Consider the following 11,684-nt stretch of genomic DNA (forward strand, 5'->3'; position numbering starts at 1 on the left):
ATTTATCTAAAAAATGCTCAAACAATCCTTACTGAAATTATTGATTTTACCTTGCTCACTGATACCTTGGTTATCAGTGGAAATGCTGCTAAATTCTCCCGGACAAGCCCTACCTGGAGACAGTACAGGAGATGTACTCTCATGGATTAAAGCCCATCCCACACTACAGCCAAAACCGGGAGAACGATTATTTATTAGTAAAAGTGATACAGCGGCTCAAAGATTTACCTTCCAAGCCTCCGTATTACCTCCTGGTAGAGTAACATTTACTAAAGACCACATCACAATTCGCACTGAACGGATGACTATGTTCGATGCTGTTAATGGCATTACATTACAACGTTTAGAAGAGTCTTTACGAGTAATTTATAGTTTAGATGTGTATCAAGATTACAATGAGGCTCAAATTGTCTATCAATATCCTAATCAGACTACTATTAATACATCTAGACTAGCAAAAACACCAACGCGGGAAGCTTTACAGGGAGAATTACGGATAGGCGATCGCTATGGGTATTGGGTAGAAATTGCCCAACCCAAGGAAGGTAAAGCCATCATCGGTAAAATCACAGTGTTACTCAAAGCCGATTTAGATAAATTAGAAACAGAATTAAGAACCCGCTAATTTAGAAGGAGTCAGGAGTCACCGAGTCAGGAGTCGGGAAGAAGAAGGAGAAAGAAGGAGAAAGAAGGAGAAAAAAGGAGAAAGAAGGAGTTTTATAAAGTTTGCCATGTACCAGAAAAAATACTTTCAGCCCCCAAAGAAATACGGACTAAATCCTCATTAAGCAGGGGAGGCCAGTCCACACCTGCCTTTCGTCCCGCAGCAAAGAATCTTTGCGCCTTTACAGCCAACTGATATAAAGCAAAAGCCAATTCTCTGTCTAAGTTGGGTGCTGTTTTTAAAGCTTCAAATACCACCTTTAAAGCTAACAGGGTAGAAGTAACCTGACCAGGAACAGGAGGTTTACCTTGTTGTAAACGACTTAACAGAGTATCTGGATTATCTAGGCTGCTGGTTTGGTCTATGAGTAGTTTCCGTGCTATTTCGTAGTTCATACTTCTAACTAGGGTTTGCTGAAAAAGTGGTCTGTGAGGGCAGGGAACAGGGAACAGGGAACAGGGAACAGGGAACAGGGAATAGTTTCAACTATCTGGATATCCTCAATTTTCCAAATCTGACAAAGAGAAATCCACAAAAAAGATGATCCTAGTGCTTACGCATTGACAAAGTTTTCTAAATATGTAATGTGGATTTTATCTCTTGTAGGGTGCGTCAGACCCAATAATTTGGTAAAAAACAGATTTCCTCTATCTGACGCACCCTACTCAATAAGTTATTCCCAAAGCCGAAAACGACGCAATTTCGTTCATTTATATGATGGTAAGTTAGTGAGCGTGCGTAAGTCCTAGATCCAATCTTGTGAGGTGTTGGATAGGCATATCTTTTTTTTGAGCAGGTTCTAAAATAGCTTTTGTGGGTATTTTGGTTACTGTTGTCACAGGTACAACATAATTACCTATGTTAGTCATATATATATATTGTTTATAAAGCTATTACAAACTTAGTGTTTTCAACAATAGAGAAGAAGAGGTGAGAAACCCATAACCCGCGTCTACCTTGTATTAGTCCATCAACCCAGCCATCTATGGAAGTAGCGTGGCTAAAATCTTCTTGCGTAACTTTTATTCTAAGTACCATATATTTTTATTTACTTTGTTATTCTGTCAATTTCTATATTTCCAAAAGTGAGTAGGTTTAGGATGCACATCGGTAATTCAACCCAAAGTTTTAGTAACCACCCACCCCATCTGATTACCCAGCTTACCCGCTTTGGTGAAGGTGAAGCTACCCCATACAAAGGTCATTTCATCCTTACCTACCCTTGGAGCAACACCAATCAATTCTTTTACCTTGCTTGTACTCAGTATCCACTGATGAGTAACAGCTTTTTCTAGTTCTTCATATTCTGCTAAGGGCGATAGCGAAGCGCTGCTGCAAGCAGTTCGCTTGTCACCGATATATCCCATTATTTTCTCAACCAAACCAGCCATAACGGTAATAGCGGTAAGGTTTTCGCTGTTGTCTAGTTCGTTGTCCAGTATGTCTATTTGATTGTCCAGTTTTTCTAGTGCAGGTACTTTCCGCATTTACAAGCAAGCGACCAGGGCGACAGGGTGAGGGAAATAGGGGACGGCTAGGTAATGGTTGATTACTTCAACAATTCCCGTTGGCTGAAGTAACCCGTCTTTAGATAGCGATCGCGCCTTAAGACAGTATTCCGTCCCCCAACAAGGGGGATTGAAACGTAGAAGCCATTACAGGAGTTTGTTTCGGGCGATCGCAGTAAGACAAAACCAGGGCAGATCGGTGGCAATACTACATGAAATTTTTGTAGTATGCGCTGGTATTACCCTTGTATCTACCTGAATAAATATCTATAACCAAGCTATCAAAATTAATCCTAATGATTCATTTGCATACAAGCAGAGGGGAATATCCCGTTCTAACTTAGGAGACGAACAGGGAGCAATACTTGATTTTAACCAAGCTATCAAAATTAATCCTAATGATTCATTTGCATACAATTGGAGGGGAACATCCCGTTCTCACTTAGGAGATAAGCAAGGAGCAATAGATGATTACAACCAAGCTGCAAACTTTCTTTTACAACAAGGGGATATGAAAAATTATCTAGAAGTTTTAGAAAATATAAAGCGGATTCAGGGACGCTAAAACTAGTGTGTTAATTCTGAATCCCTTATCCTATAAGACTTCATGCACAAAATATGTCGTCATATTTTTATGAGAACGGGCCTGGAACAGATGCTTTCGGTGTAAACTACGGTAACACCAATAATTTTCTGGACAATCCCTCCAAAAATACACAGAATTAACACACTACCCTTATCTCGGCTTGACCCCCTCATCAAATAAGACAAGAGGTAAATATGCGATCGCAACAAAAATTCCGGCTGCCTCCGGGGTTCTTGGAAGTCCCTCAAATAGCCCCAAAATTATTGACTACTAACAATTGACCGGATTTGTAAACTACCGCTGGCAAATTCATCCCCTAAGAATTTGATCACAGTTTTTAATGGCGCAGCTTCCAATTTAATATTAGTAGGTGATGCGTCTATAAACTTAAATTGATAAGGGTCACGGGGTAAAATTGAGGTGTCAAAATCCTCAACTGACAAATCACCACTAACAAATACATTTGTATTATTTCTATTAAATTTACCGAACTGCTTGCAGCAGCGCTTCGCTATCGCCTCCCCAATCACCTGATCTTCCACAAATACGGATTCAATGGTAGTAATAGCAGGTGTAGAAACATCTGCTGTAATTTGTTCAATAACAATCTGACTATCAGGGTCAGTTGCGGCCTTATATAGTTTATTTGTCTTAGGTTCAAGAACTATAAATCCAGTCCCGTTAGGTTGAATAATCTGAAATTGGCCATCAACTTTTGACCGATCGCCCGCTCTGACTCCCTTAATATTGGCAACAATTTTATGGGTACTTCCAGAACTATTGTACACACCCTGTACCCCTGATGTAGAGGCAATTAGACGATTAAACTGGGTTAAAATTCCCCCCTTACTATTGATAGAAAATGCTGATAGAGCGATAGCGAAGCGCTCCGTAGGAATCGCCACCAATATACAAAGTACAAAATATTCAGCATTACTCCCAGTCTTTAATCTGAGATTCCGATTACCAGGACAAACACAGCGTACAGGAGAAGGCCAAAACATTTCTACACCACCGCGAGTAAAACAATCAGCAAACCAGCCAAAGGTGTACCCGATAGTTAACGCTGATGCTATAGGAATAAATTGGGGAATAAATATTGATAGTCCATAGGAGGCGATCGCCACAACAGCCGATGCAACTATAGAATGAGTCATGCTTCTATGGGGCATTGTCTCTTGAAAATAGCCAGATATCCAAGGAAAAACCTTACCTGCTGGAGAAGTAGAAACATCAACATCAGGAAGTAGACCAGCGATCGCACCAACAGCAATCAAAACCGGGTCAGCGGTTTGCAGTAATAAACTGGTAGCAGTCCCACTAATTAATAGGTGAGATATTCCCAACATTATCTAATTCTCCTTTCCTCTTGAGGCAAACTGTAAAGCAGTCGGGAGAGTCCCAAGAATATAGCCGCAGCAATACTACCAAATATATATAGTGCTTGGTCATTTGTACCAAGTCCAATAAAGCGCATAATCACGAAGATTACCCCCACTACTAAAATTAATGGGGTGATATCGAAGTAACGCCGATGGTCTGCACCTTCAATATCTAAACCTAGATATTCCTCTTCAATTGCCCTGATTGCTAACATCGGATTCCCCCCGGCGCGTTCCTGAAGTTTAGATAAATCGGCAGATGTTAGGGCGATCGCTCTTTCTTGCGCTGCGCTTTTCATGATTTGTCTGATTGCCTTCAGTTCGATTCTCGGAATATTAATGAAAATATCAGAACGGGGTGGGTCTGTAGTAACCGTTCACAGGGGGTGAGAATTTATTAAAAAACTTGAAAGCTTTGTCTGTTGGGTTTTTCAGGCAACTTGACATATTAACGAATGGTTCTTAAATTGGCTGGAAAACGATTTGCAAACCGATATAGAGATTTTGCGAATTTCAAATGACCTAAAAAAATCAAATCTATAACGTTTTTCATGCTGTTTTCGTGGAATCTCATATAGAGCGTTTTTTGTACCCCCCGTGAACGGTTACTAAATTGATCAGGTTCTGAGGATTGTACGCAGCTTTGTTCGTGTTGCTGCGCGATTGCGTAAAATTTCCCCTCGCACCCTCCAATTGCGCTCTTAAATCAGCCGGTAATTCATTAGGGTTTTGGTAAAAATGACTGGCGATCGCCTCTTGAGCAATTAACGTTCCTGCGGCTTTTTCTGCTCCAGCCCGAACCATACTATTGATATCACTATCAGGAATAAAAGCAGGATTTACTGATGTGGCGGTTAATTCTTCTTGTGTAGCGGTAATTACGGATTCTTGACTCAACACAAGATGAGATTCTGTACCTGATTCTGTACTTTTATCCTCTATTTCTGTACCATTTAGGCTATTAAACTGTACAGATTTGAGTTCTTTCCATTCACGTATCAAAGGACCAATTGTACTAAAACTACCACCACCTAGCCGTTCTCGTACAATATTTCTATTTATTTTTTCATTTTTTATATATAAGTTTTCGCAAATTTCAAAAACTCTTATTTTCAAATCTTCATGTTCTTGGGGTACAGTCATAAATTTTTCAAAAAAAGTTTGTACCATTGTACAACAATGTATTAATTTATGTATCAGTATTTGTACAAGAATACTTGATAAAAAAGCGACTTTGTACAGCGCGGCTATTAATTGTACGGGGAATTTTTATACATCCATTAGAATCAATGAAAATTATAATTAGTGTACTATTTTGGAGGTTGCAGGATTTTCCAAATAAGTAGGTGAACACAATAAAACCAAACTGTGTAAACAAACGTAAAATCGCTGAAAACTTCTTTACTCTTGCCTCTTACCTTGCTATAACGACAATTTTCAGCGCTAACCTACTTAATTTATTGATTCTCTCACAATAATCACGACAACCCCGACAGCTTGATAATGGCTTCGTCTGCTGTAGTCATCGAATATCGCCAATCTCAAGGCAACTAAATTAAAATTGAGTTATGTAGTCAATACCTTGTCCATTTTCTGTAGATTGGGTTAAGCGACAGCGCAACCCAACGCATTTGTTGGGCTTCATGCTAATTGCTCCGCAACGCTAACGCGAACAATCCAACCTTGTATCTTAGAGGTTTCGCCGTCGTAGAGATTGCTGTTACGTTCGCTCTAGTAGGCGGTATCTCCAACCTCTGACTACAGGGGCTAATTTCTCAGCTTTTGTAGTACCATCATAATTCGAGTTGTTGACGATGACTTTTACTTTCTTACGGAAAGCTTTGAAGTTGTCCACTGAGGGAGTATTTATTAGTCTTGCTATTAAGGGTACTAAGTTAAAAGATGAGGCGATCGCCCTGCTATCAAAAATCCAAGAAGTGTCGGTATTAAAAACGGTGATTCACCAAAAACAAGCAATAGCCGATACCTTTGGACAAGGTACAACCATTTGGGGATTGTCCGGTCGTCCGGCGGCGGAATCACAGAGTGTCAACCACCCATCACTTCCCTTCGGGTAAGTGAGGGCTTGTAAAAGCCTAGTTGGACTCAGTTCTTAACTGAACTACGTTAGAGGTAAGAGTTAAAGACCTAATTAATCCAGTAAATCAATTCACAAAGACAGTTACGAATATGGAAAATCAAAGATTTGTTAATTGCTCAAGGGATGTTTCACAGTTAACCCTCCATTGCTCCCATCACCAAACTGAGTACAGTTTTGGTGGGGGTCTCCTGGAGGTTTAGATGAATGTTTAAATTACCAAATATACCTACATTACCCGAAATTATTGATGATCTGCCAAATATCTGCGGTTGGGAAAAGGAAGTGTTGACTGTAGTTAACCACAATGAACCTATTTTTTTACCGATTACTAATCTGAAATTAGCAGATATTAATGCAGTATTTGCGATCGCTCTACATATGCACCAACCCACGATTCCAGCGGGAAATAATGGTGCATTAATCAGCAATTTGCAATATATGTTTACACATCAGCAAGAGGGAGATAACCACAATGCTGCCCCTTTTGCTAGTTGTTATAGTCGCATGGGAGATTTTATTCCTGAATTAGTTGCACAAGGTTGTAATCCTCGTGTGATGTTGGATTATTCGGGTAATCTTTTATGGGGATTGGTACAAATGGGCAGAAGTGATATTCTAGATAATCTCAAACACATCACTTGCAATCCTACCTACCAACCCTATGTGGAATGGTTGGGGACTATGTGGAGTCATGCCGTCATCCCTTCCACACCTATAGCAGATATTAAACTACACATTATCGCTTGGCAACATTATTTTGCGGCAATTTTCGGCTGGGAAGCATTAGCAAGAGTCAAAGGATTTTCCCCTCCAGAAATGCACTTACCAAACCATCCAGATACCTTATTTGCATTTATTAAAGCATTGAAAGAATGTGGTTATCGTTGGTTATTAGTGCAAGAACATACTGTAGAAACAATTAATGGTCAGCCTTTAAATTCTAAACATTTACCCCATCGGTTAATAGCTCGCAATTCCTACGGAGAAGAAATTAGTATTACTGCATTGATTAAAACCCAAGGTTCAGATACTAAATTAGTTGCCCAAATGCAGCCATATTATGAAGCCAAAACTTTATCTAAACAAAAATTAGGTGATGTTGTTGTACCCCCCATAGTTAGTCAAATAGGTGATGGTGAAAATGGTGGTGTAATGATGAATGAATTTCCCGGCGGTTTTCAACGAGCTTGGGGGGATATGGTGCAAAATGGGGGAGGTAAAACTGGTGTTGTTGGTGTTTGTGGTACAGAATATTTAGAATTATTAGCAGCAGCAGGTTGTCAACCCGAAGACTTTTCTATTTGTCAAGCAAGTGGGCAACATCAAATCTGGGCGCAAATTGCCGAAGATAATTATCAACCAGATGTTGTAGAAAATGCGATTCAAGAACTGAAAAAAAAACACCCCAATTTTCATATTGATGGGGCATCATGGACTAATCATATTAGTTGGGTGCAAGGATACGAAAATGTTTTATCTCCCATGTACAAATTGAGCAATTTATTTCATGAGAAATTCGACGATTTATTATCAGATCAATCCAGTGTAAATTTGACTCAAGACAGTCACTACCGCCAACTGCTATTGCATAATCTCTTATTACAAACTAGCTGTTTTCGTTATTGGGGGCAAGGTACTTGGACGGACTACGCCCAGGAAATTTACCGCCGGGGAGAGAAATTACTTTAAGAGGATGTTTGAAAAGTATCAGAATTAATCGAGATCCCCCCAACCCCCCTTACAAAGGGGGGCTAAATTCCTCAAAGTCCCCCTTTTTAAGGGGGATTTAGGGGGATCTGCGGGTGTCAGATCCCACACGAAAAAGTTTTCAAACAACCTCTAAGAGTTGGTGATTTTTATTTGTTTGAATCGGGATATTCAGGATGTTTTTGGATGATTTTTGGTGGGGGGTTGGTGATTTTTATTTGTCTGAATCAGGATTTCCAGGATATTCAGGATTTACAGGATGTTTTTGGATGATTTTTGGTGGGAGTTGGTGATTTTTATTTGTCTGAATCAGGATTTCCAGGATATTCAGGATTTACAGGATGTTTTTGGATGATTTTTGGTGGGGGTTGGTGATTTTTATTTGTCTGAATCAGGATATTCAGGATATTCAGGATTTACAGGATGTTTTTGGATGATTTTTGGTGGGGGTTGGTGATTTTTATTTGTCTGAATCAGGATTTCCAGGATATTCAGGATTTATAGGATGTTTTTGGATGATTTTTGGTGGGGGTTGGTGATTTTTATTTGTCTGAATCAGGATATTCAGGATTTACAGGATGTTTTTGGATGATTTTTGGTGGGGGTTGGTGATTTTTAATCCATATTCGTGATACAACTATATTGTCACTAAAGACATAAAAAGCTACCGAGGGAGTGTCAAAATCCTGTACATCCTTTAATCCTGTACTTCGACTTCGCTCAGTAACCAGATATCCTGATTCTGACAATCCAAAAATGGCGTTGCTGATTCAGAATATGATTGATTTTACCTCACGCAGAGGCGCTCCAGTCGCAGAGAGTAAGAGTTTGAATTCATTGATTTTTCAATTTCATACTTCAGTTCAGCAACGCCCCAAAAATTTACTATAAGTAAGCTGTTGTGCATTTAGTTTGTATAATTCTAGCGGGCAAGATGCCGGCACTACAAAGTTCAAGTAAATTATGGTTATCAAATTTAGCTGCGTAACAGCTTATTAGAGGCAGAGCCTCATCAACTGCATTCCTAGTCAGAGACTAGGAACGAGATATGGTAGGGATTTGAGCTTAAGTTGACATTTAGCTGCGTAACAGCTTATTAGAGGCAGAGCCTCATCAACTGCATTCCTAGTCAGAGACTAGGAACGAGATGTGGTAGGGATTTGAGCTTAAGTTGACACATATCAGCTTTTGCTTTACCCCTAATACACATCTGGGTTCTTTGTCATTTGGCAAAAGTTTAAATCTCACCCGTGTTTAGTATATATATGCGCGAACAGATTTCTACTAATAACATAAGTGTAAACAAAAATTTTCGTCTTGTCAAGTCTTGAAGTAAATTAAATTGTCCCCATCTGGGAGAGAAAAGAATTTAGAAAGGGCAAATCTCGGATATGATTCTGGGATATCCTTAGATAGAAAGGATATTGGCGAAATTAAAGTAGAGTCAGTAACCCAGCCCTAAAGGGACTGGGCTTGCAAGAGTAATCAAGCAAGCCGTACTGACCAGACCACCCTGAGTTTACTCTCATGGTAGCCGTTATTTGAGTCACGACACCCCGGAATGCGTTCGCGCCAGCGTGCCGTCAGGCATAGCTAGTTCCCTGCTCTGTCATTTGCAATTAAACAGTTTTAAGGTCACTGAAACAGTGTTGCAAGTCTAAAAAGCTCTCATAACAGGTCGTTCGCGCAGCGTGCCGGAGGCATCTAGCTAACATTACCCCAGAAATGGGAGTTGGTTTCCAGGTTCCAATCAAAAATCTGGTTTTAATTTTAATATCCACGGCGGTTAAAACCGCTCGTGTCGTTTCCCTCTCAGGTCTAAAGACGCTGAGTTTCCCACTTACCGGGTATTCTTATATTCTTATGAAGCTGGCAGCAAGAGTAAGTCAGGTAACACCTTCCATCACTTTAGCCATCGCAGCTAAAGCTAAGGCTATGAAGGCCGAGGGGATAGATGTTTGTAGTTTTAGCGCTGGTGAACCGGATTTTGACACCCCAGCGCATATCAAAGCCGCAGCCGCAAAGGCTTTGGATGAAGGTAAAACCAAGTATGGTCCAGCCGCTGGTGAACCAAAATTACGGGAAGCGATCGCACACAAGCTAAAAAATGATAATGGTCTTAATTATAAGTCAGAGAATGTTCTTGTCACTAATGGCGGTAAGCATTCTCTGTATAATTTGATTGTGGCACTGATTGACCCAGGTGATGAGGTGATTATTCCTTCACCCTACTGGTTAAGTTATCCCGAAATGGTGACATTAGTTGGTGGCAAGTCTGTGATTGTGGAAACAGATGCTTCCACTGGCTACAAAATCACTCCAGAACAGCTAAAAAAAGCTATTACCCCAAAAACAAAGTTGTTTGTCCTTAATTCCCCTTCTAACCCCACGGGAATGGTCTACACGCCGGGGGAAATTAAGGCTTTGGCTAAGGTAATAGTTGATGCAGATATCTATGTTGTCTCTGACGAGATTTATGAAAAGATTCTCTATGATGGTGCTGAACATATCAGCATAGGTTCTTTAGGTGAGGAAATCTTTTCTCGCACCTTAATCAGTAGCGGTTTCGCTAAGGGTTATTCTATGACTGGTTGGCGTTTGGGTTATTTAGCCGGACCTGTGGAAATTATCAAAGCCGCCAGCAATATCCAAGGACATAGTACATCAAATGTGTGTACTTTTGCTCAATATGGAGCGATCGCTGCTTTGGAAAGTTCCCAAGACTGTGTAGAGGAAATGCGTCAAGCTTTTGCTAAACGTCGTCAGGTGATGTTTGAAAGACTCAACGCCATTCCGGGTTTGAGTACAGCTAAACCAGACGGTGCTTTTTATCTCTTCCCTGATATCAGCAAAACTGGTTTGAAATCTCTGGAATTTTGCAACGCTATCCTGGAATCTCATCAAGTTGCACTGATTCCCGGTGTCGCTTTTGGTGCTGATAAAAATATTCGTCTTTCCTATGCTACGGATATGGAAACGATTGAAAAGGGAATGGATAGGTTAGAGAAATTTGTCCGTTCTCGGATTTAGCATAATTTCTAATTACCGAAACTCAAGACTTAAAAGTTTTGAGTTTTCGGTATCAGTGACTTTTTTTAGGGTGCATTCTCAATATGAATAATGTCTATTTGGTGTTAATAATTGCGATTTCTCTATTACTGAGAATATATAATCTTGCTAATAATCCTATTGCCTTAAATCAAGATGAAGCCATAAATGGTTATGACGCATACTCCCTAATTGCTACCATGCGGGATCATCATGGGAATTTTCTGCCAATTATGTTGGAATCTTTTGGTGATTGGGTATCACCTGTTATCACTTATATCACAATTCCTTTTGTACAATTATTCGGATTATCAGAATTTTCGATCCGCTTACCTGTTGCCTTATTAGGAGTGGGTACGGTCGTTCTCATATACTTATTTAGTCTACAAGTTCTTAATGATAAAAAATTAGCCTTAATAGCTGCTTTTCTTCTGGCAATTATACCCTGGCATATCACCCTTTCCAGATGGGCTATTCCTCCCAGCATTGTGCCATTTTTTATGCTGTTATTTATGACAGTATTTTTATGGGCTGTTAAAAACAATCCAAAACAATCTTATAGGTTAATTATAGCATCTATTTGTGCAGGAATACTAACCTATTCTTACCCAAGTCAAAAATTATTTGTGCCACTTCTATTAATAGCATTAATGATAATTTTCTTGCGTAAGAATATCACTAAAATAAC

Annotated in this window: 12 protein-coding genes and 1 pseudogene; 6 read left to right on the plus strand and 7 right to left on the minus strand. The window is 39.8% G+C overall.

Annotated elements, in window-relative coordinates; all coding sequences use genetic code 11:
• Positions 1-13 precede the first annotated feature (13 nt).
• Positions 14-625 (plus strand): hypothetical protein, encoded by a 612-nt coding sequence (locus IQ228_RS00165; RefSeq protein WP_027401113.1) that lies wholly within the window; start codon positions 14-16, stop codon positions 623-625.
• Positions 626-717: 92 nt separating this feature from the next.
• On the opposite strand, the gene IQ228_RS00170 is transcribed toward IQ228_RS00165, so the two are convergent.
• The 3 genes from IQ228_RS00170 to IQ228_RS00180 all read right to left on the minus strand — a co-directional run bounded on the left by IQ228_RS00170 (position 718) and on the right by IQ228_RS00180 (position 2,151).
• Positions 718-1,059 (minus strand): hypothetical protein, encoded by a 342-nt coding sequence (locus IQ228_RS00170; protein ID WP_027401112.1) that lies wholly within the window; start codon positions 1,057-1,059, stop codon positions 718-720.
• Positions 1,060-1,546: 487 nt separating this feature from the next.
• Positions 1,547-1,702 (minus strand): hypothetical protein, encoded by a 156-nt coding sequence (locus IQ228_RS00175; protein WP_193961896.1) that lies wholly within the window; start codon positions 1,700-1,702, stop codon positions 1,547-1,549.
• Between the two features lie 77 nt (positions 1,703-1,779).
• Positions 1,780-2,151, minus strand: coding sequence for a hypothetical protein (locus IQ228_RS00180; protein ID WP_228043609.1), 372 nt, complete (start codon positions 2,149-2,151; stop codon positions 1,780-1,782).
• Between the two features lie 307 nt (positions 2,152-2,458).
• Here IQ228_RS00180 and IQ228_RS00185 point away from each other — a divergent pair, with 307 nt between their 5' ends.
• On the plus strand, positions 2,459-2,737 hold the full coding sequence (locus IQ228_RS00185) for a tetratricopeptide repeat protein (RefSeq protein WP_370566787.1): 279 nt from the start codon (positions 2,459-2,461) through the stop codon (positions 2,735-2,737).
• Positions 2,738-3,018: 281 nt separating this feature from the next.
• Here IQ228_RS00185 and IQ228_RS00190 read toward each other — a convergent pair whose 3' ends face one another.
• The 4 genes and pseudogenes from IQ228_RS00190 to IQ228_RS26300 all read right to left on the minus strand — a co-directional run.
• Positions 3,019-4,107 (minus strand): metal-dependent hydrolase, encoded by a 1,089-nt coding sequence (locus IQ228_RS00190; protein WP_193961897.1) that lies wholly within the window; start codon positions 4,105-4,107, stop codon positions 3,019-3,021.
• Positions 4,107-4,439, minus strand: coding sequence for a hypothetical protein (locus tag IQ228_RS00195; RefSeq protein ID WP_228043610.1), 333 nt, complete (start codon positions 4,437-4,439; stop codon positions 4,107-4,109). The genes IQ228_RS00190 and IQ228_RS00195 overlap by 1 nt, the downstream gene beginning before the upstream one ends.
• 271 nt (positions 4,440-4,710) lie before the next feature.
• Positions 4,711-5,283, minus strand: a complete 573-nt coding sequence (locus tag IQ228_RS00200) for a DNA-binding protein (protein ID WP_193961898.1) — start codon at positions 5,281-5,283, stop codon at positions 4,711-4,713.
• A gap of 601 nt (positions 5,284-5,884) precedes the next feature.
• Positions 5,885-6,001: pseudogene (locus tag IQ228_RS26300) on the minus strand (HNH endonuclease); the annotation flags it as partial.
• On the opposite strand from IQ228_RS26300, the gene IQ228_RS00205 reads away from it, so the two are divergent.
• The 4 genes from IQ228_RS00205 to IQ228_RS00220 all read left to right on the plus strand — a co-directional run.
• Positions 5,955-6,218 (plus strand): hypothetical protein, encoded by a 264-nt coding sequence (locus IQ228_RS00205; protein ID WP_027401108.1) that lies wholly within the window; start codon positions 5,955-5,957, stop codon positions 6,216-6,218. The pseudogene IQ228_RS26300 and the gene IQ228_RS00205 overlap by 47 nt on opposite strands.
• Positions 6,219-6,445: 227 nt before the next feature.
• A complete protein-coding gene (locus IQ228_RS00210; protein ID WP_193961899.1) occupies positions 6,446-7,930 on the plus strand; it encodes a glycosyl hydrolase family 57 in 1,485 nt (494 codons plus the stop codon).
• Between the two features lie 1,881 nt (positions 7,931-9,811).
• Positions 9,812-10,978: a pyridoxal phosphate-dependent aminotransferase gene (locus IQ228_RS00215; RefSeq protein WP_027401106.1), complete on the plus strand. Its 1,167-nt coding sequence runs from the start codon at positions 9,812-9,814 to the stop codon at positions 10,976-10,978.
• 83 nt (positions 10,979-11,061) lie between these two features.
• Positions 11,062-11,684: glycosyltransferase family 39 protein (locus IQ228_RS00220; RefSeq protein ID WP_193961900.1), on the plus strand; the 623-nt coding region annotated here is incomplete at its 3' end.

It is taken from the genome of Dolichospermum sp. LEGE 00246 (genome assembly GCF_015207865.1).
Classification (GTDB): domain Bacteria; phylum Cyanobacteriota; class Cyanobacteriia; order Cyanobacteriales; family Nostocaceae; genus Dolichospermum; species Dolichospermum heterosporum.

Excerpts from the sequence above, each read along its gene's own strand:
- IQ228_RS00170 (WP_027401112.1), bottom strand. The coding sequence starts at position 1,059 with ATGAACTACGAAATAGCACGGAAACTACTCATAGACCAAACCAGCAGC.
- IQ228_RS00210 (WP_193961899.1), top strand. The coding sequence starts at position 6,446 with ATGTTTAAATTACCAAATATACCTACATTACCCGAAATTATTGATGAT.
- IQ228_RS00190 (WP_193961897.1), bottom strand. The coding sequence starts at position 4,107 with ATGTTGGGAATATCTCACCTATTAATTAGTGGGACTGCTACCAGTTTA.
- IQ228_RS00195 (WP_228043610.1), bottom strand. The coding sequence starts at position 4,439 with ATGAAAAGCGCAGCGCAAGAAAGAGCGATCGCCCTAACATCTGCCGAT.
- IQ228_RS00200 (WP_193961898.1), bottom strand. The coding sequence starts at position 5,283 with ATGACTGTACCCCAAGAACATGAAGATTTGAAAATAAGAGTTTTTGAA.
- IQ228_RS00180 (WP_228043609.1), bottom strand. The coding sequence starts at position 2,151 with ATGCGGAAAGTACCTGCACTAGAAAAACTGGACAATCAAATAGACATA.
- IQ228_RS00205 (WP_027401108.1), top strand. The coding sequence starts at position 5,955 with ATGACTTTTACTTTCTTACGGAAAGCTTTGAAGTTGTCCACTGAGGGA.
- IQ228_RS00215 (WP_027401106.1), top strand. The coding sequence starts at position 9,812 with ATGAAGCTGGCAGCAAGAGTAAGTCAGGTAACACCTTCCATCACTTTA.
- IQ228_RS00165 (WP_027401113.1), top strand. The coding sequence starts at position 14 with ATGCTCAAACAATCCTTACTGAAATTATTGATTTTACCTTGCTCACTG.
- IQ228_RS00175 (WP_193961896.1), bottom strand. The coding sequence starts at position 1,702 with ATGGTACTTAGAATAAAAGTTACGCAAGAAGATTTTAGCCACGCTACT.